Origin of the sequence: Rhodopirellula sp. MGV, from assembly GCF_002251265.1 — a bacterium.
GTDB classification, from domain to species: Bacteria; Planctomycetota; Planctomycetia; order Pirellulales; family Pirellulaceae; genus Stieleria; species Stieleria baltica_A.
This window is the reverse complement of the sequence record NZ_NPDI01000053.1, coordinates 56,401-77,306: the sequence shown is the minus strand read 5'-3', so window position 1 is coordinate 77,306 and position 20,906 is coordinate 56,401. Positions and strand designations below refer to the sequence as shown.

12 protein-coding genes are annotated in these 20,906 nt (G+C 55.4%); 5 read left to right on the top strand and 7 right to left on the bottom strand.

Going from position 1 to position 20,906, the window contains the following annotated elements; genetic code table 11:
- Positions 1-56: 56 nt before the first annotated feature.
- The 3 genes from CGZ80_RS19615 to dnaE all read left to right on the top strand — a co-directional run bounded on the left by CGZ80_RS19615 (position 57) and on the right by dnaE (position 6,369).
- Positions 57-1,169, top strand: a complete 1,113-nt coding sequence (locus CGZ80_RS19615) for a ZIP family metal transporter (protein WP_094417377.1) — start codon at positions 57-59, stop codon at positions 1,167-1,169.
- Between the two features lie 160 nt (positions 1,170-1,329).
- Entirely contained in the window at positions 1,330-2,580 is a 1,251-nt protein-coding gene (locus CGZ80_RS19610) for a DUF1559 domain-containing protein (RefSeq protein ID WP_094417376.1), read from the top strand.
- Positions 2,581-2,823: 243 nt separating this feature from the next.
- On the top strand, positions 2,824-6,369 hold the full coding sequence (gene dnaE, locus CGZ80_RS19605; RefSeq protein ID WP_094417375.1) for a DNA polymerase III subunit alpha: 3,546 nt from the start codon (positions 2,824-2,826) through the stop codon (positions 6,367-6,369).
- A 59-nt stretch (positions 6,370-6,428) separates the two neighbouring features.
- Here dnaE and CGZ80_RS19600 read toward each other — a convergent pair whose 3' ends face one another.
- The 3 genes from CGZ80_RS19600 to CGZ80_RS19590 form a co-directional block, all read right to left on the bottom strand.
- Positions 6,429-8,792 carry a TonB-dependent receptor gene (locus tag CGZ80_RS19600; protein WP_158222783.1) on the bottom strand — a complete coding sequence of 788 codons (2,364 nt, stop codon included), beginning with the start codon at positions 8,790-8,792 and terminating at the stop codon, positions 6,429-6,431.
- Between the two features lie 166 nt (positions 8,793-8,958).
- Entirely contained in the window at positions 8,959-11,460 is a 2,502-nt protein-coding gene (locus CGZ80_RS19595) for a DUF1592 domain-containing protein (RefSeq protein ID WP_094417373.1), read from the bottom strand.
- Complete coding sequence (locus CGZ80_RS19590; protein WP_094417372.1) at positions 11,457-12,809, bottom strand: DUF1552 domain-containing protein; 1,353 nt, start codon at positions 12,807-12,809, stop codon at positions 11,457-11,459. The genes CGZ80_RS19595 and CGZ80_RS19590 overlap by 4 nt, the downstream gene beginning before the upstream one ends.
- Before the next feature lie 170 nt (positions 12,810-12,979).
- Between CGZ80_RS19590 and CGZ80_RS19585 the strand changes: the two genes are divergently transcribed.
- Positions 12,980-13,915 (top strand): serine/threonine protein kinase, encoded by a 936-nt coding sequence (locus CGZ80_RS19585; RefSeq protein WP_158222782.1) that lies wholly within the window; start codon positions 12,980-12,982, stop codon positions 13,913-13,915.
- A gap of 33 nt (positions 13,916-13,948) precedes the next feature.
- Here CGZ80_RS19585 and CGZ80_RS19580 read toward each other — a convergent pair whose 3' ends face one another.
- From CGZ80_RS19580 to CGZ80_RS19565, 4 genes are all read right to left on the bottom strand, one after another.
- A complete protein-coding gene (locus CGZ80_RS19580; RefSeq protein ID WP_094417370.1) occupies positions 13,949-15,178 on the bottom strand; it encodes a PQQ-binding-like beta-propeller repeat protein in 1,230 nt (409 codons plus the stop codon).
- A gap of 62 nt (positions 15,179-15,240) precedes the next feature.
- On the bottom strand, positions 15,241-16,719 hold the full coding sequence (locus CGZ80_RS19575) for a sulfatase (RefSeq protein WP_233148535.1): 1,479 nt from the start codon (positions 16,717-16,719) through the stop codon (positions 15,241-15,243).
- An 80-nt stretch (positions 16,720-16,799) separates the two neighbouring features.
- Positions 16,800-18,236 carry a DUF1501 domain-containing protein gene (locus CGZ80_RS19570; RefSeq protein WP_094417369.1) on the bottom strand — a complete coding sequence of 479 codons (1,437 nt, stop codon included), beginning with the start codon at positions 18,234-18,236 and terminating at the stop codon, positions 16,800-16,802.
- Between the two features lie 16 nt (positions 18,237-18,252).
- Positions 18,253-20,595, bottom strand: coding sequence for a PSD1 and planctomycete cytochrome C domain-containing protein (locus tag CGZ80_RS19565; protein ID WP_233148544.1), 2,343 nt, complete (start codon positions 20,593-20,595; stop codon positions 18,253-18,255).
- On the opposite strand from CGZ80_RS19565, the gene CGZ80_RS28755 reads away from it, so the two are divergent.
- Positions 20,539-20,895, top strand: a complete 357-nt coding sequence (locus CGZ80_RS28755) for a hypothetical protein (RefSeq protein ID WP_233148545.1) — start codon at positions 20,539-20,541, stop codon at positions 20,893-20,895. The genes CGZ80_RS19565 and CGZ80_RS28755 overlap by 57 nt on opposite strands.
- Positions 20,896-20,906: the final 11 nt, after the last annotated feature.

Genomic DNA, 20,906 nt, shown 5'->3' with positions numbered 1-20,906 from the left:
CGATTCGATTCAGTTATGGTTCGCGGTTTACGTTGCCAATTCTTCTGGAAACCTAAATGCCCCCCGCGATCATACTGATCATCTACTGCGTCCTCATCACGCTCGCTTCGCTGTTCGGCGGACGATTAGCGACGTTGCTGAAGATGACGCACCTCCGCACGCAGCTTTTGATGAGCGGCGTGGGCGGATTGATGTTGGGCATCGCGATGCTGCATTTGCTGCCCCACGGCGGTGAAATCCTTGGCTCGCATCGCGACGCTGGTTTCGCGGCCTTGGTCGGCATGGTCGCAATGTTTCTGCTGATCCGACTGTTCCATACCCACGATCACGAACTGCCGATCACCCCGGCAGACCACGTCGAATGTGGCGATCACGACCATTCGGACCATGATCACGATGTTCATCGACACGATCATGAGCCAGAAAGCCATGACTTGCATCGCCACGACCACGGCTCGCATAGCCACTGTGCCCACCACCACAGCCATCACCATCATGGCAACGCGTACGGTTGGGCAGGCGTGTTTATTGGCATGGCACTTCACACACTCGTCGACGGCATTGCGTTGGCAAGCAGCGTCCTCGCTGACTCCTCACACACCGCGTGGCTGAGCCTCAGTGGGTTGGGGACGTTTCTGGCAATCTTGGTGCACAAACCGCTCGATGCGTTTGCGATCACCTCAGTAATGAACAAACAGAAATGGTCTTTCAACGCACAAGACATTGCCAGCATCTTGTTTTCCTTGGCCTGTCCGGTCGGTGCGGCCGTGTTTTACCTTGGTTTTGATTACCTGACTGGGGACCCGAGGGTGCTTGGCTGGGGATTGACGGTATCGGCCGGATTCTTCATCGGAATCGCCCTGGCGGATATCCTCCCAGAGGTCGCTTTCCACGACCATGACCGAGGCAAATTAACGGCGATGTTTCTATTCGGGATCACGACCGCGTTTGCGATTGAGAATCTACCTGGGCATGATCACAGCAGCCACGCGCCAGAACAGCCAAATCCGGCTACAGTTGAAGCGGCGGATGACGCCACCGCGATGGTGCCATTGATGTCGCCTTACAGCCCGCACCACTCCATCAGCGGGGAAGCGGGGAGCACCGTCATGAGGCATGCCGATTCCGACAACCAGGGCAGATCTCCACTGGTAAAAGCGACGTTTTGAAGAGGATTCGTCGCCCGACGCGAACCTCGGTTGCCGCGATTGAATTTACGACCTATGACCCATTGAAGATCCAAGGATCGGTTCGATTCGGTGATCGACCGACGCCTTATCAGTGGCGTGATTCACTCAACTACACCAGCCAGCAAGCCTGCACTTTACCATGTCTCGTTTTTCAGCGCGTCCGCCCCGACGTCCTTCAAACCGTCGAAACGCATTCACGCTCGTCGAATTGCTAGTGGTGATCGCGATCATCGGCATCCTTGTCGGGCTACTGTTACCAGCCGTCCAAGCCGCACGTGAGGCCGCCCGGCGAATGAGCTGCAGCAACAACTTCAAACAGTTGGGATTGGCGCTGCATAACTACCACTCTGCTTACAAAAAACTGCCGATGTACAAGGGCGGCACCTGGTCCAACGGTTCAGACGGCTCAGACAACAAAGACAACCGGATGGATCTGTCGGTCTGGGTTGGCATCACGCCGTTTCTTGAGCAACAAGGACTCTGGGACCAGATCTCCAGCCCCAATACGAAGCAATACGACTCGGACACCATTCGCACGCCGCCGTGGCCCCCAATGGGACCGCCGACCTCACAAGCCAATTACCCGCCATGGCGAACTGAGATTCCGGCGATGCGTTGCCCAAGTGACCCGGGAGTGGGGATACCGGCGTATGGCCGCACGAACTATGCGACATGTCTTGGCGATTCGGCTTGGGCGATGGACCAGGGGAACTTTCAACAGTCCAACTTTGTCCTGGTAAAAAACATTTCGGCTGCGATCGCAATGGAGACCAACTCCAGCTGTCGTGGGCCATTCATCGCGCGGCGAGAAACTCGATTCCGCGACATCATCGACGGACTTTCCAACACGATTTTTGCTGCGGAAATCACCACCGACCTGGGTGACCGTGACCGCCGAACGATTGCGGCGATTCAAAACGAATCGGTCGAAATTCGGGATGAGCCGGATCACTGTGAACACCAAAACTACTTGGACCAATCGCGTCCCGGTTTTTGGTCCGATGGCACCAATGGAGTGGCTCCAACGCTTGCCGCTTTCGATTCCGGCCGTGGTTTTCGGTGGGCGTCCGGTGGAACATCCTTCACCGGGATGAACACGATTCTGCCTCCGAACAAAGAGATCTGTCTCGGTGGCGACGGAACTGGCGATGCTTCGTCGATGGGTGTCGCTCCGCCAAGCAGTCGCCACGTCGGCGGTGTGCATGTGATGTTTGGCGACGGGTCAATCAACTTTATCACCGATTCGATCGAAGCGGGTGACATCCACCACACCAACGTCTGGAGCGGCGGTACCGGCCGTTCCGTCGTCGGCTCACAAAGCCCCTATGGCTTGTGGGGTGCACTCGGCACCCGAGCGTCCGGCGAAGTGATCACGGAAAAGTTCAACTAATCGCAATCAAGCGACCTTCAGTGCAACGGATCGGTCCCAGGTGGGTCGGTCCGTTTTTTATTGGTTTGCTTGTCGGCATCCGTACAAATGATCCCGAAATACGCTTGTCTTGACCAGTTTCTGGGAGGCCGATTTGAGGCCGGAAATGCCGGGGGTGTGCCTGCTGTTTGGGGCCGGTCTGTGTTAGGATGAAACCACCGTTTCACCCGCGCGGAATTGCCACCAAGGAGGACTTCCCACACCATGTCGGATCTCGTCACGGAACCAGCCAACACACGCCCTTTCGTCCACCTCCACTGCCACAGCCACTACAGCTTGCTGGACGGTGCCAGCGATATCAAGCGGCTGGTCAATCGGGCGGTCGACCATGGGATGAACGCGCTAGCCTTGACCGATCACGGCAACTTGCACGGTGCGTTGGAGTTCTACCGAACCTGCAAAGACGCTGGCATCAACCCGATCATCGGGTACGAAGCCTACATCGCGCCGGGAAGTCGCTTCGAAAAAGGCGGTGCGAGCAGCAGTAAAGACGCGAGCTATCACCTGACACTGCTCGCCAAGAACGTCACCGGTTTCAAGAACCTGATCAAGCTTGCCAGTGTGGCGTCGCTGGAAGGCTTTTACTTCAAACCGCGGATCGACAAAGAGATCCTGGAAACGTTCAACGAAGGGTTGATCTGCCTTTCGGGCTGCGTCAGCAGCGAATTCAGCCGCGCGGTGATGAAGGGCACCGATACCGAAGAGGCCGAAAAGGAGGCGATGGGGATCGCCAGTTGGTTCCATAAAATCTTCGATGATCGCTATTTCATCGAAGTGATGAACAACGGTTTGGACATCCAACGAATGCAGCTGGAAGGCGCCGTCGACATCGCGAAAAAGATGGGCCTGCCACTCGTCGCGACCAGCGATTGCCACTACGTCAATCAAGAGGATGCCGAAGCACAAGACATCATGTTGTGCATCAACACCGGGCGATTCCGTACGGACACCTCACGGATGAAAATGGAGAACGATCAGTTCTTCTTGCGTAGCCCCGAACAGATGTACGAGCACTTCCCACAGATGGAAGATGCTGTCGCGCGCAGCCAAGAGATTGCCAACACGGTCGACATCGACCTGCAGCTCGGCAAATACTACTTCCCAAATTTCGAATGCCCGGAAAACAAGCCGCCCATCGATTACCTGCGTGAGCTTTGCATCGAAGGCTTGATGGAGCGGTACGAAGGCGATGACACACGGATCATCGACGGCGAATTGTCCGAAGAGGTGATCGCGCGTTTGAATCGCGAATTGGGCGTCATCGAAAAGCTCAACTACCCGACGTACTTCTTGATCGTTTGGGACTTTGTGGTCCACGCCCGCCGCAGTGGCATTTCCGCGACTGCTCGGGGTAGCGGTGTCGGCGCGTTAGTGTGTTACGCGCTGTATCTCTCGCACGTCTGTCCGCTGCGATATGACTTGCTGTTTGAACGGTTCCTCGACGAAAGCCGTACGGAGCCACCCGATATCGATATCGACTTCGAAAAAGAACGGCGCGTCGAAGTCATCGAATACGTGAAAGAGCGTTATGGCGCCGACAATGTCTGCCAGATCGGGACGTTCGGAACCCTGGCTGCCCGCGCGGCGATCAAAGACACCGGCCGTGCACTCGGGATCCCACTTGCCCGCGTGAACCAAATCACCGAAATGGTTCCCGACGAGTTGAAGATCACGATCAAGAAGTCGCTGGAAAAAAGCGCCGACTTGAAACAGACCTACGACGGCGACCCCGAAATCCGCGAGTTGCTAGACCTGGCGATGAAAATCGAAGGTCTCGCCAGGAACGTCGGTACGCACGCGGCGGCGGTTGTGATCGCCGACAAGGCGCTCTCCGAATACGTCCCACTAACACGCGTCCCTGGTAAGCAAGACGTCATCACGCAATGGTCGATGGGTGACGTCGAAGCCAGCGGTCTGTTGAAGATGGACTTCCTGGGGCTTCGCAACTTAACGATGCTCAGCCGCTCGGTCATTCTGGTCAAACAGACGACCGGAAAAACGATCGATCCGCTGAAGTTCCCGCTCGACGACAAAGAGACGTATGCGCTGCTTCAACGTGGTGAAACGAAAGGTGTGTTCCAGTTGGAATCGGGAGGTATCCGTGACCTTCTGACGCGGATGAAGCCCGACTCGTTCCACGACATCATCGCGACCGCCGCACTGTACCGTCCCGGACCGCTGGAAGGCGGGATGGTCGACGACTATGTCAATATCAAGCACGGTCGCCAAGAAGCCGAGTACAAACACCCCGTACTCGAAGAGATCCTGTCGGAAACCAACAGTGTGATGGTTTACCAAGAACAGGTGATGCGGATTCTGAACCGTCTTGGCGGGGTACCGCTGGCGAAAGCGTATACCTGTATTAAGGCGATCAGTAAAAAGAAAGAAGCACTGATCAACCAGAACCAAGAAGTCTTCTTGAAGGGCGCCGTTGAAGCCGGCCTGAGCCAAAAAGACGCCGAAGACATCTGGAACCTGATCGTCAAGTTCGCCGGATACGGCTTTAACAAATCGCACAGTACCGCGTACGCACTGGTCGCTTACCAAACCGCGTATCTGAAAACGCACTATCCGGTCGAGTTCATGGCGTCGCTGTTGTGCAGCGATATCGACGGCCGAAACTTCAAACGCAAAGACGCGTTGATCGAGCACATGGAAGACTGCGATCGAATGGGGATCGAAGTCGTTCCCGCTTGCGTCAACCACTCCGAAAAAGACTTTAGCGTCGCCGACGGACGTATCCACTTTGCACTTTCGGCGATCAAATCCTGTGGTGGTTCCACCGCGGTTACGATCGAACAGGAACGCAAAAAGAACGGCCCATACAAGGACATCTTCGACTTCTGTGAACGAGTCGACTTGCAGGCCTGTAACAAGTCCGCGATCGAAACGCTGATCAAAGCGGGCGCGATGGACTGCTTTGGTGCAAAACGAAGCCAGCTTGCTGCGGTGATCGAAAAAGCGATCCAAGCCGGAATCGCAGTTCAAGCGGATAAGAAAAGCGGCCAAGCGAGTCTCTTCGGTGCGTTCGAAGAAGACGCGGCGGCAGACGTCAAGCCGACCTTGCCTGACATGGACGAATGGCCGGATCGCGAAAAACTGAGCAACGAGAAAGAGGTCCTCGGTTACTACCTCGATTCACACCCGCTTGCCGAATTCGAACAACGACTCGCCACCTTCCGCACACACCAAACCGACGGCCTTTCCGATATCCCAGACCGCGGTGAAGTCATCCTTGGCGGCATGATCAGTTCGATCAAAATCGCGCACACCAAAAACCCAAAAGCGGGACAGCCATCGAAGTACGCGAACTTTGACCTGGAAGACATGCAAGGCGCGATCCGCTGCATCCTCTGGCCACGTAACTTTGCCGATCACGGTGAAAAGGTCCAACCGGATGCCGTCGTGCTCGCCAAAGGAAAAATCGACCGTCGAGGCGGCGGCGACGAAGCCAACTTGGTGATCGACGAACTGATCCCGATCGACGACCTGGACAACCGCTACACGCACGGAATGCGAATTCTGTTGGAAGAAGCCAAACACGAGCCACAAACGTTGAAGCTGCTCCGCGAAATTCTTCGTGGCTATCCAGGCAACCAGGAAGTGTTGTTCAACATGCGTCTCAACGAAGGCGAAACGGTACACTTGAAGTCGAGCATGAAAGTGCACGTCACTCCGGAAATGCGTACGCGTTTGGATGACTTGCTGGGATCGGGATGTTACCGCTTGATGATGAGCAAGCCACGTTAAACGGCCGTGATCCGGTACGAATCACGGCCGCTTGCGACAGACAGAATTGAACGCGTGTTTTAGAGCGAGTACTGGTATCCGAAGACCGCGTTGAAACCGGGGCCGTCAACACCGCTTCCCAAGACACGGAAGTATTTGTCGGTGATGTTTTCCAGCGACAAGGATACTTGGTGCTGGTTGCTCTGACCAAAACTTCGACCGGTTCGCAGGTTCAACGTCGCATAGCCGGGTGTGCCTCCGGCGATGAAGCGAACGTCGCCAAGGTTGGATTCGCTGTAGCGATCCGCTCGATCAACCATCCAAGTGTAAACGTCCACATAGCCGTTGTTGCTGGGCTCGGTCACACGCAGTCCCAGGATGCCTTGTGTTGGCGGCACCCGTGAGATGAAGTCATTGGCGGTGGTGATCTCGCCATACGTGTAATAGAAATTGCCGTACAACGCGATGTTGCGATCAATCAGGTACTGTCCGGCCAACTCGGTACCGTTCAAGTAAGCTTCTTGGTTGGTCAAGAATCGCTCTCCGCCGATCACTTCACGTGAAATGAAGCTGTCAAAGTCGGTCCAGAATTCAGTGACTTGCAATCGCAATCGGTCGTAGTTGAATTTCAATCCGATTTCGTACGTCTTGCTATGCTCCGGTTCGACGTTCAAGTTCCCAACCAACGGTGTGGACTGGCCGTTCTGCAAAAACGTTTTGTTCGCGGTCAAATCGTCGATCGTTGGAGCGCGAAAACCTTCGTAGTACCCACCGACCAATCGAACGTCGTCGTTCAAACGGTACGACAATCCCAGGTTCGCGATCCAGTCTTGGTAGCTACGTTGAAAATGGGTTTCACCAATCGTGTCAAAGTTTGGCGTCGCCGAAACGTTGATGTTCTCGTAGCGAACCGAAGTTGTCGCATCTAAACGCTCTGTCAGCGGCACATACCAAGAACTGTAGACGCCAACGCGATCCGCTTTCGCGTCATCGGGATACTGTGGATCAACGGTCGTCGGTGTCGCCCCGGGGTTGTTGGGATTGTCGATACGAACACGCTGCGAATTGATTGACTCGTTGTAGTAATCCATGCCGTAGGTCAAACGGCCGTAGTCGTCGAGGTTCTTGCCGAAGGAAACCGTCGTGCCCCACCCCAGATCGTCAAACTCACCAATTTCGCGTCGGGTGATCGTCGCAGCGGGATCGTTTCCGCTGTAACGATCAACAACCGTCGCTTCTTTGGTTCGCGAACCAGACACCGTGACGGAATATGAATCTGCCAACAGCGCATCATCCGGCAGCAAGCCTTCCAATCGGCCATAGATCAAATCGCGTTGCTGCGGATCGAAGTAGGTCGGCCGCTGTGTGGGAACGGTCCCATCACTCGCCGGGCCGAGCACGAAAGGCAAAAAACGATCGCTGCGGGCGAGGTCATATTGCTCGAAGTGTTGCATCGCAAATGTAAACAGATGATTCTCCGTCAACATCCGTTGCAGTTTCAGATCGCCGGAATACTGCTTGTAGTCTGTTCCCGGCTGACGTCCGAAATCGCCACCGCGATCAAGTTGCCCGACATCGAGGTACGAGATGCCGCCAGTGATACCGGTCGCACCAGACCAACCACTGAACCCGGTCCGAGTGTAGGAAGACGCCTCGGCGGTGCTGTAGGTCTGCGTGAACATCGGGCTGAAGTAGTTGCCACGCAGCGGATCGGCTGACCGAGTGACGACGTTGATCACACCGCCCATCGCGTCGCTGCCCCAGAGCGCAGAATCGGCCCCACGGATAATCTCGATGTGGTCGATCGACCCGGGATCGATCGTTGCCGCATACTGGTTTGGTCCTGGTCGCAGGATGCTGGTGTTCATCCGGATGCCGTCAACCAAAATCAAAATCTGTTGGCCGGTCAAACCACGAATGAACGGCGATAATTGTCCGTTTCCGGTTTGCTGCAACATCACGCCGACTTCGTTTTGCAGCGCCCGGTACATGGTTGTCGCTTGGCGGCGGTCCAACTCCGCTCGATCCGCGATCGATCCCATTCGTGGCGAATCAAACAGACTCGTTTGATTGCGATCGATACTGTTCAGGCCGGTCGGATTGCTCATCGATCCGCCGAACATCTGCTCGGACAACGATTCAAATGACTCGCTGAACGGAGCATCCGAATCGAAGTTAAAGTTGCTCGAAGGATTGAACGTTGTCGACTGATTCGATCCGAGTGATGAAGTCCCGCCACTGCCTTCGGTGGGTTGCTCGGCCGAATTCGATTCGTCCATCGTATCGGGTGGACGAACGACGATCTCGGGAAGCGTCAAGTCATCCTGCTGCAGCGCCGCGGCGAGCTGCACACGGGCTGGGTTGTTCTCATGCGGCTGATCTGCCAACAAGGTGCCGCAAAACGCTTGGCACCCCGCCAATGCTAGCAATGAAATCCGTTTCATTAGTCTTCCGATGGTTTCACCGCGCATTTGCCATCGCGACTGAGCTAGGCTCAGCGCAGTGAATGGGTCTCATCGGTTGAGTTCGGTACAAAGAAACGTTTCCTTCACGACATTCAATTTGACCGACAAAGTTTGCCAATTGTCGTGATGTCGACAGTGATGAAGCCTAACGTGTGAGGAAAGGCTCACTCAGGACCAACCGTTCGATCAGCGTGCGAGTTGGGTAATCGTCCGCGTCCAGCTCCGCCAGAATCTGATTGATCGCTGCACGATCGGCGGCCTCCGTTCGGCGCCCCGTCGCGTAGGCGAGCAACTTGGTGGTGAATGCTCGTGCGAAGAACGCTTTCTGTTCGACCAGGATCTGCCTTAATTCAGCGGGGCCTGAAAAGGTTTGACCGCCAGGCAGCTTTCCCGATGTATCGATCGCGGAACGGTTGGGGTAACGACTTCGAATCGAACCGACGGGATCAAAACACTCGAGCGCGAACCCCATCGGATCAATTTTTCGGTGGCATTGGTTGCAGGCTTCTAGGGTTCGATGCTTGTCGAGCAATTCCCGGATACCTTTCGCACCACGGACGTCAGGATCAATAGGTGGAACGTCATCGGGCGGAGGAGGCGGAGGCGTCCCCAACACCGTTTCAAGCATCCACACGCCACGAACTACTGGCGACGTTTCGATCCCATTTGCCGAAACGGTCAAGACGCTCGCTTGGCCCAGCAAGCCGCCACGTCGTGGGTCGTCGAATACGACACGACGGAACACTTCCCCTTTTTGGGGATCGACTTTCTCGATGATCCCATAGTGTCGCGCGAGGTCTCGATTCAAATACGAATAGTTGGCCTGCAACCATTCCGTCAGAGGCAAGTTCTCATTGATCATCGCATGCAAGAATAACCGCGACTCGGACTTCATCTCCGCTTCGAGCCCCTTCGCATAGTACTGCCAAAATGCATTCCGATCGGGAGGCATTTCGCCCAAAGCACGCAGCCCCAGCCAAGCGTCGGTGAAACCATTGACCATCCCCGCGACTCGCTCGCTATCCATCAATCGTCGCGTTTCGTTGACCAATTGCTCGTGATGAAGTTTCCCTTGATCGGCCAGATGTCGCAGCCGCGAATCTGGCATCGATCCGGTCAAGAAATACGAAAGTCGCTCGGCGAGTGCATGCTGCGATAGCTGCCCCGAATCGCCACGGGACTCAAAATAAAGAAACGCAGGCGAACAAAGTATCGCTTTCAAGGAATCTTTCATCGCACCGATCGACGTACGACCTGAATCGATCCGCATTCGATAGATCGCCATCAACCGTTCTAGTTCATCTTCTCGAAGCGGTCGACGAAACGCCTTGTCGGCAAAATTTGCGATGACTTGTTCCGCTTGCCGCCCATCAAAGACACCATCTGGCAAGATCGATGCGACCGCTGGACTGGGCCAGCGATCGGTGATAGGCCCACGGATTGAGACTTCGTGGATCCGTATTTGCGGCATCTGACCATGTTTCAGCATCGCATTGCGGCCTGCGACGATTCCTGCTCCCCCACGTGCCTCCGGTGGAAGCATGGCGTTGTACTGACGATGAAATCGCGTATGCAAGGATCGCATCCCGTTCATGCCGTTTTCAAACGTGAACCGAGGTGTCATCCCGCGGTCCAGATGCACGCGGAACGTGTACCAACGAAGCTGATTGTCGGCAACATCCGCTTCGGCGAGCAGCGGTTGAATCGGCTGCATCACGTGTAGCTCACCGGCCGCCAGTTTTCCGGGCCGAATTCCAAGTCGGAAAGGCTCCTCAAGGTCAATCTTCAATTGAGAAACGTCATAGGGACTGTCTCGATGAAGTGCCTGTGCGAGTACTTTGATTTCATACTCACCATCATGTGGCACGCCGTCCTCGAATTCTTTGATCGATCCGTATGCGCCTTCGGGTTTATCTGCCAACGGACAGTCGTACAGACACAGATACCGATAATCAAACGCTCGTCGATGAGCGATCGAGAGTTCTGGTTGCGTGGGAAAGCGGCCTTTGAAATTCCATTTGCGTTCTGCAGGTTTATCCAGATCAAACAATGCCTTTTCGACGATCACGTCGGCAGCATCCAAGTACTGCTCCAGCAAATATCCTGACATCACCAACGTGTCGCCGATGTTGTCGAGGTGCTCTACCGTGTTGTCACTTGGAAACCGGGTGGTTGGATCGAACATCGACATGTCCATCGCAAACAAATCACCGATCGTCGCCAAGTACTCGCGGCGTGAGAGGCGGCGAAGCACGGTTTGTCCTCCGGTGCTGCGAGCCGAACGTTGTCGCTGTGCCAATTGTTCCGTCACTGCATCGACAAACGCGCCGCGTTCGGCGAGCGTTGGCTGCGCCGCATCGTCAGGTGGCATCGCACCAAGGTTCAGTTGGTCGATCAGCTCTTGCGTCAGGATCAGCGCGTCATCGTTGACACTCTCCAAATCAAATGATTCGAAGTCTCGCTCACCACTCGGATCGTCAGTGGAATGGCACTCAACGCAGTACGTCGTAATGAACTGACGCAGCTCATGTACCTGTGCAGTTCCTTCGTCAGCCACCACGCTATCACTCGGCGCGGCGAGAGTCACAACACCCACAAAAACCGATGTGATCGACCAAGACAGGCGTCGGAAAACGTCGTCGATCATACGAACTCCAATCCCGTCAGCGTGCCGGTGCTGGTTGCGAAACGATCAGTTTCGATTCCAAAACGCTGCAGCATCGACAAAAACAAATTCGTCAGTGGCGGCCGATCGTTAGACGCTTGGTCGAACGCCAAAAAACCTCGATGCTTGAAACCACCACCAGCCAAAATGATTGGCAGGTTGGAATTGGTGTGCGAGTTGGCGTTGCCCATTCCACTGCCGAACAAAACCGAAGTCCGGCTTAGCAAACTTGTTTCCCCGGATTCGAGATCACTCAGTTTTTGCAAGAACCGGGAAAACTGTTCGACTTGGTAAGCATCGATTACCTTTAGTGCGGCAATCGCATCTTCGCGCATACCGTGATGAGATAAAGCGTGATAGCCGGACTTGAAACCGAAGTCACGTGCTTCGAAGTCACCACCGATTTCGAGTGTCGCGATCCTGGTCGAATCAGTTTGTAAAGCGATCGTGATCAAGTCGTACAACATCGGCAAATCATCCACCATGTTGCTGTTGCGCGGCGGGTCGAACGGCGCAGGCGGCTTCGGAACATCAATCCAATTGCGTTGGTTGTCCAACCGTTTCTCGACGTCGCGAATCGATGACAAGTACTCGTCTAACTTTTGCCGGTCGCGTGGATTCAATGACTTGGCAATCGACTTTGCGTCGCCGTTCACCGAATCAAGGATCGACTGTTTTAATCGGATGCGATCTTCGGCAAGCTGCTTGTCGGACGCTTTTGTTCCGACGAATAGCTTGTCGAACAGCTCTTTAGGACCTGTGATTGGCGGCACACGTGTCCCCGCTCGACTCCATGACATCTGACAACCGCCATGGATCCCGGAATCACTGCCAACCGTCAAGGATGCGAATCTGGTTTGCCCACCACTCTTTTCTGCGGCGTACTGGTCAACTGAGATGTTCCCATCAGGCATCGTTTTCGCATCAGAATGCTTCAGCCCGCTTAGAAAACCGTGGATCGCAAAGTGGCCGCCTTTCAGTCCATGATCCAACCCGCCGATGATCGTAAGCTCGGCCAAGCGAGACTCGAGGCTGGCCAATGTCGGCGACAACGTCTTTTTTTCGATCGGTTCATTCCCGCCGGGGCGCCGTTCGCCAGACGGATGTTTGTTTCCTGCCAGAGCATCCGGCCAGAACGCTCCCGGGTAGAACCCAAGCATATTTCCGATGCAAACCATACGCCGAGGACCATCATCAAGTTGCTCCGGCTGATTCGGCTCCGCCGCCTTGGCAGGCCTGCGAAGCGATGGCAACGCTGGCAAGGCGACTGTAATTCCGGCGGCCCGCAACAGGTTGCGTCGCGACCGGGGAAACGTTTGGCGTTGTGGCATGGAGAACCCAATTTGCCATTAGAGGGAGCGAACTTCTCTGACCCGATTCGAGTCCGTTCATTTTAGTAAGCCTCGACTACCCAGGCATGGGCGGTTTTCGAACAAGCCGACAAGCTGATCGAACCTTGTTGCAAACCCGCCCATCGTCCTGCCCCAAGACTAGGCAAGACATGTCGACTTTGCGGATTACGGTCGCCAGTCGCCAGCCGAACCGCGGAATGGTCGATGAACCTTCCCTGGAAGTACACTTCCGCAACTTTGACTCTTCAGCAGAGAAACCGATGCCGACTCGTCAACCACACCGTGATTTGCAACACAGCGATTTGCCAAGCCAACTGGGTATTTGGCGTCTTGGCCCTGTAATTCATGACGGAATCGACAACGTGGTCTGTCATGCGCAACCGATTGACGCAGCCGGAAGCCCTCGCTGGGATTATGCCATCAAAGTCGCTAAAACGCAGCAGGCGCAAGATGGGATCCACCGCAGCATCGCCGCCGCATCGGAAGTTTCCCATCCAAATCTGATCACCATTTTGGACGGCGATCCGATCGGTGAGACGCCCTATGTAGTGATGCCACGAATCGTTGGCGAGTCGATGGAAGCGAATTTGAAGCGAGGCTCGGGGCGTCCTCTTCCTGTGGCGCTCTGGTTCGTACGGCAACTTTGCCAAGCTCTCGACAAGATGCATCAAACGGGTTGGGTACACGGCGACGTCAAACCGGCCAACTTGATCATCTCGGCGAACGGACATGTCACCCTTGTCGATCTTGGTTACGCGTTCGAAGGAACGCTGGATCAGGCCTCTCCATTTCGTGGGACTCCAGCCTATGCGGCACCGGAGCTACTGTCGAATCCATCCGCCGCCACATCGGCGAGCGATCTGTATGCTGCGGGAAGGATTTTGTGGGACTGGTTGGCGAACGTCGAAACGACAAACGAATTATTGCTGAGCCCGGTCTGTGAGTTGGTCGAACAGATGGCTGATGAATCGCCACGGCTTCGTCCACAAGCATCAAAGGTCGTGCAAACGCTGCTCCGACTGGAGATCGATTCACTTGGCGATCACATCGAACCAAGTCAATCGAACCAGCGCCGTGCAGCCTAACACGATTAGCGATTTGCAGTTAAACGAGCAGCATCATTCCACGATGCAATACAACGTCGACTTGCTTCGTAAAATCATTTCATCGCCAACAACCGCTGGCGATGCCATGTAGCCGTCGCCCAGTTGTGTTTGTGAAACTGGTTGAAAGTCACGACCGGGCTTGAAGACGACGATTTCTCCATCGGTATTCATCGCATAGATGCGTCCATCGGCGAAAATCGGTGACGCAGCGAAAGCACCGCCCACACGTTTTTGCCATAGCACGTCGCCAGTTTCGATCTCTCGCGCCGACAAAATCCCATCGTCGCTGGCCATATACAGCAGCCCATCGACGCAAAGTGGCGACGATTTCTTCGCGACCGACTTTCGTGACGACCAACGAATCTGTGTCTCGGTCAGGTTTCCACGCCCCTGTGGATCAACGGCCACCATCGAGCCCATGCCATTGGTGATCAACAGTAAGCCGTCTTCGTAGAGTGGCCGGACCGAAGCGTTCATGCCGCCGTGGTAGACCGTCCACAGCAACTCGCCGCTGGTCGGGTCGAATGCTTCTGTCGCGACAGCACTTGGATAGACAAGTACGGCTTGGCCATCGACCTTGATGATCTGAGCGGTGCCGTAGGCTTTTTTCGCATCGCCGTTGTCCGTTCCATAATCTATCGCGCGTTGATGCTTCCAAACCGTCGATCCGGTTTGTTTGTCAAATGCGACTACGTACTGAACGTCGAATCCGTCATACGCGACAAACAGCTTGCCGTCATACACAATCGGCGACGAAGCTGGACCGCGATGATGATCGCACTCCAAGTCGGTCCGTTGCCAAAGGATCTCGGCGGTTTTGGTATCCAAGCACGCGGTGAGGTAACTGCCGAAGTGAACGTACAACCGACCGGCTTCGATCACCGGCGTTGGCGAGGCGTAACTGTTCATCGGATGGCAGAACGCAGGTGACTCGTTTGTCTTCACGACGACATCGTGAACGATTTTGCCGGTGTCACGTGCGACGCAGATCACTGACATGGATTTGCCATCTTCAGTCGCAGTCGTCAACCATATCTGATTGCCCCAGACAACTGGCGACGACCAACCTTTTCCGTGGATCGGCGTTTGCCAGCGCACGACAGAGGCGTCGATGGTACTGGGCAGATGGGCGTCATCGGCGACACCGTTGCCATGCGGGCCACGGAACTCGGGCCAAGACTCGCCGGCAGAACAAACGCTACCGACGAGGATGAAAAGCAGTGCTAAAAATCGAGAGGGCATGGTGGGGAGGCAGGAAGGAGGGAGCAAAGGAAGAATTTGCACCCGCCATTCTATCCCCTCCGTCAGTCGGCTGCTGGACCGAACCGATGTTTGCCTTGACGAGCTGCCCGCAGCGATTCGACGGTGTCTTGTTCTGCTCCCGGATCGTTTTGCAATTCGAGCCACCGATCCAGTTCACCTGACAAACGCTGCTGGACTTCGGCAACACTCTGGCTGCCGGCCAAATTGTTCAACTCATAAGGATCGTTTTCCAAATCGTAGAGTTCTTCGGCCGGACGGAGCGTGTACCGTTGAACCAGGCGATAGACCTCTGGCTTGTCAAACGAATCGAACACCCAAGTTTGCCAATACAAGTTGTTCAGCTTGCCGTCGCCTTTGACCCCCATCAAGTGTTTCTCGATGTAGAGGTTTTCGTTGGTCAAGTTGCGGATGTAGTGGTACTGGCCATCACCGATCGATCGAATTGGGTACGAGGGACCTTCGGGGACATTGTTATGCGTCCCATACACGAATTCGCGATGCTGATCCGATTTGCCTTTCAGAACATCCGCAAAGCTTTCGCCATCGAACCAATCGCGTTCATACGACAACGATGCCATTTCCATGATCGTTGGCAACACGTCGGCGTACTGGACGAGCGCGTCAGTGCGTTTGCCAGATGGCACGACATTGGGCATGCGAGCGACCAACGCGGTGTGAACACCGGTGTTGTAATTCGTCCATTTATTGCCGGGAAACTGTGATCCCTGCTCGGACGTAAACAGAACGAGTGTGTCCTCGGCGTGGCCGGTGCTTTCCAGCGTCTCTAGAATCTGACCGACCTGCGAATCCATGTAAGTGATCTCGGCCAAGTAGCGACCGAAAGCACGTCGTGTCTCGGGAGTGTCACCGATATTCGGTGGCAATTTGATCGATCGAGGCGGGTAAGCACTCGCATCGCCCATCACCCAAGGCACGTGCGGTTCGACCAAGGCGACGACCAAACAGAACGGTCCGCCGTCGCGCGACATGAACTCTTTGACCGAGTTCAATTGGTGCGGCTTAGTCGGGTCGCGAACGCAGTTGTCGTCGAAACCGTCGACGGCTTCGAAAGGAAACGATTGCTTGGGCTGGACGTGAACCTTGCCAGCGATTCCGACTCGATAGCCCTCGGCGCCCAAGTAGTGCGGCATGCTTTGGATGTCGGGACGACTTGCCGAATGATTCCAAGCACAACCGTTGCTCATCGGATAAAGCCCCGAATAAAGCTCTGCACGGCAGGGCTGGCAAATCGCTTCTGCTAGGTAGGCACGGTCAAAGACCAAACCTTCCGAGGCAAGACGATCCAGGTTTGGCGTCTTCGCATTTTCACCACCGTACATCGGCAGGTCATTGTGCGTGCAATCGTCGGCCATGACGATCAGGACGTTGGGCTTTGCCGCGAGTGCTTGCGAGGCGAACGCCCCGATGCACAGAACGGTTGCCGCGATCAATTTCAAAGTCTGCTGCATGATCTCGCCGGTGAGCCTGAGGAGGGTGAGCCAGAGGAGAATGCTGGCCATGACGAAGATGATGCGGCCAGCCTGGAGGAATGTCGGCCGGTTGGAATCCAACCGGCCGCAACAGGATCTGGGGGTCCCGCTTACGCGATGATATCGTGAATCGGTTCGACGTGCTCGACACCAACCAGCTTTTGATCCAACCCGCCATAGAAGTACGACAGATGATTTGGATCCAAGCCGAGCAACTGCAGCGTCGTCGCATGCATGTTCTTGACTTCGAGCGGGTTTTCAACGGCCGCGGCACCCAGTTCATCAGTCGTGCCGTACGACATGCCGCCTTTGATACCGCCGCCAGCCATCCACATGGTGAAGCCGAACGAGTTGTGGTCACGTCCGGAGCCCTGTGCGTACTCGGCCGTCGGTTGACGTCCGAATTCACCACCCCAAATGACCAACGTTTCGTCTAACATTCCGCGTTGCTTGAGGTCGGCTAACAGACCTGCGATTGGCAAATCTGTGCGGCCTGCGTGGCGGTTGTGGTTCAATTCCAAGTCGCCGTGCGCATCCCAGTTGTCGTCGTTGTGTGCGCCACCGCTGTAAAGCTGAACGAAACGCACACCACGGTCGACCAATCGACGCGCGATCAAGCAACGGGTGCCGAAGTCATTCGTCTCTTCGCGGTCGATGCCATACATCGACAACGTGCGTTCGTCTTCGTCGGCCAAGTCAACGGCTTCCGGAGCAGCCGATTGCATCTTGTAAGCCAGTTCGTAACTGGAGATTCGCGACGCCAAATCGTCGTTGTCTTGGCGTCCAATCAAGTGACGCTCGTTGGCCGCTTGGATCGAATCGATCATCTCGCGCTGGACCGCTTGCGACATGCCCGCAGGACGGTTCAAGTTCAAAATCGGTGCGCCTTTGCTGCGGAAAACGGTTCCGGCATAAGTCGCCGGCATGTACCCGCTGCTCCAGTTTTTCGCACCGCTAATCGGGCCCGCTTTGGGATCCAACATCACGACATAACCGGGCAAGTTTTCGTTGACAGACCCCAGGCCGTAGTTGACCCAGGAACCCATCGCCGGGCTGCCCGAGAGGATCTTTCCGCTATTCATCATCAACATCGCCGACCCGTGAATCGGCGAATCCGCCGTCATCGAATGCAGGAACGCGATATCATCGACGTGCTTGGCGACGTTGGGGAACAGTGTGCTGACATGCTTGCCACACTCACCGTATTGATTGAAATCCCAGCGTGGTTCGACAATCCGACCGCCGGCTTTGCGACCACCACGTCCGAAGGTTTTGACATCGACGGTCTTGCCGTCCATGCCTTTCATCTTTGGCTTGTAGTCGAAGGTATCGATATGGCTGGGGCCGCCATACATGAACAAGAAAATCACGCTCTTCGCTTTCGGTGCGAAGTGCGGTGGCTTGGCCGCCAGAGGGTTCAGGCTTTCGGCTGCGGACAAAAATCCGTCTTGGGTCAACATCGACGTCAGTGCCGCGGCACCGAATCCGGCGCCCGATTGCCACAAGAATTCCCGTCGTGTGCGACCGCAAAAGTTTCGTTTATTCATCGTCGTTACTCCTAGTTCAGTCCACGAACAGAAATTCGTTCCAGTTCAGCACGCTCAAGCAATACAGTCGCTTGGCCTCCGATTCCGTCAGGCCATGCTTGCTTTCCAAGCTGTCCATCAGTGCCACGCCGTCGGCGACATCTTGTTCGGTCGCATCACGAAGCAGCACTCTTTCAACAACCGCACGAACGACGTCAGGGCGTTCCAATTTTTCCGCTCCGATCGAATCGGCCAAGTTACGCGCCTGTTGGCCAGCGAAATCACCGTTTAACAGTGACAACGCCTGTGCCGGTTGCAGCGTCATGAAGCGAGCTTCACAAGTCAGGTCGGGATCGGGGAAGTCGAATGCGGACAACATCGGAGTCAACAGCGAACGTTTGACATAGATGTAAACGCTGCGGCGGTTTTGTTCCTCGCGGCTGGAATTGCCCCAACCGTCACCTGGCTTGGATTGTCCGGCCATCACCTCGGGCGACAGCTCCGGATAGATACTTGGGCCATAGGTGTCGCGGTTCAGTTTGCCAGTTGCCGCCAAAATCGAATCGCGGATTTCTTCGGCGCTCAAACGTCGTGGATCGAACCGCCAGAACAACTCGTTGTCGGGATCTTTGGCCAACGCTTCTTTGTTGCCAGCGGTCGACATTTGGTATGCCTTGCTGGACATGATCAGGCGGTGCATCGCTTTGACGCTCCAGCCCTCTTCCATAAAACGGTTTGCCAAGTAGTCAAGCAATTTAGGGTGACTTGGCGGTGTGCCAAGCTGGCCAAAGTTGTTAGTGCTGCGGACGATTCCACGACCGAAGTGGAATTGCCAAATTCGGTTCACCATCACGCGAGCGGTTAACATGTTGTCGGTGCTTGCGATCCAATCTGCCAAGACTCGGCGACGGCCCGATGGCTGATCTGTGCTCGGTTCGAACTCGGGCAGCGAAGGCGATTCGGGATCGAACAGCGACGGGAATCGTGGCGTGACTTCATCGCTTGGCGAGTGTGGGTTGCCTCGGAACAACACGTAGGTTGGCTCTTCGATCTTGCGATACTTGGCCAAGCCCATCACGGATTCACGAGGCGGCAGTTGCTTGAGAGCTTCCTGATTCGCCTTCAATTCTTCTCGCAGCGACTGGTATTGGTCCCAGTCGGCTTCGCTGAGGTGCTTGCGAAGGTTCGCACGCAAGACTCGGTTTCGGTCACGACGCGAGCCTTCGGTGGCGCGCTGATCGGGTGCCGACATTTTCACGATCCCGGATTGCTCCAGGTCGTAGATCTGTTTTTCCAACTCTCGTCGCGCTTCGTCGTTCTTTGCGTAGCTGTCTTTCAGCTCCTGCGAACTGACATCCACTTGGCTGTAGATCGACAGATCGCCACGTTCGGCAAACGGTGTGAGGTCTTCGAAGAACGACAACATCCCGTAGTAATCTGTCTGCGGAATCGGGTCGATCTTGTGGTCGTGACAACGGGCACAGTTCATCGTCAATCCGAGGAACACTTGGCCGGTGGTCAGGATGATGTCGTCCAGTGCGTCAAACCGAGCTTGCAACGGATCCGCCGGTTCATCGTCGTAGATGCCCAAACGATAGTAACCGGTTGCGGTCATCGTCTCGGGTGTGACTTCGTCGAGTTCGTCACCGGCAAGTTGCTCACGGATGAACTGATCGTATGGCTTGTCTTCGTTGAACGAACGAATCACATAGTCACGGAACTTCCAAGCGTTGGCCTTGGGACCATCGCGTTCGAAGCTGTTCGTTTCTGCGAAGCGAACCAAGTCCAACCAGTGGCGTCCCCAGCGTTCGCCATAATGCGGCGACGCGAGAAGTTCTTCCGTCAACTTCGCCAGTGCATCAGGCGACTCGTCCGCCAAGAACGCTTCGACATCGCTCTTCGTCGGAGGCAAGCCGGTCAAGTCGTAGTAGACCCGCTTGATCAGATCGGTTTTGTTGGCTTCGCCGTTTGGCTTCAGTCCGACATCAGCGACCGAATCGTAGATGAATGCGTCAATTGGATTCTTTTGCCACTCGGCATCCGCAACTTCTGGCACTTCGGGCTGGACCATCGGTTCGAATGCCCAGTGCTTCTGCCAAGGCGCGCCTTCTTTGATCCAGGCTTCGATCAGCGCGATGTCCTCTTCGCTGACCGGGTCACCTTCGGGTGGCATGCGTTCCCATTCGTCTTCGGTGCGCATGCGCGTCACCATGACACTGGCATCGACGTCGCCGGGCACAATCGCGTGCTCGCCTGAATCAACCTCCGCGAAAGCCTCTTCGCGACTCGCGAAACTCAGGCTACTCTCGGCTTCATCAGGGCCGTGGCAAGAAAAACATTTCTTAGCCAGGATTGGCTGGATCTGTTTTTGAAAGTCGATGGTTGGTTCAGCCGCTCGTGTGACGGAACTTTGTCCGATCAGGCCGGCGGCAACGATCGATATCGTAAGCGTAAACCGATGCTTCATTTCGGTGCAGATTTTGTCGAGCAGTGGCCGCACTGGAGGTTGGTTATTCCGGAAAGTGATGCGGCGCAAAAGGCGGGGATCAGTGTTCATTCTGATGGTGTTATTCTCACATACAACCGTTGGTTTTCCAATGAGAATGGGGCCATTCTCGATAAGCAATGTTTCGAGCGTAAATCCCGTAAATTCCGGCTGTTTTGTAGGCTGGTAGTGTAATCCCGTTCCAG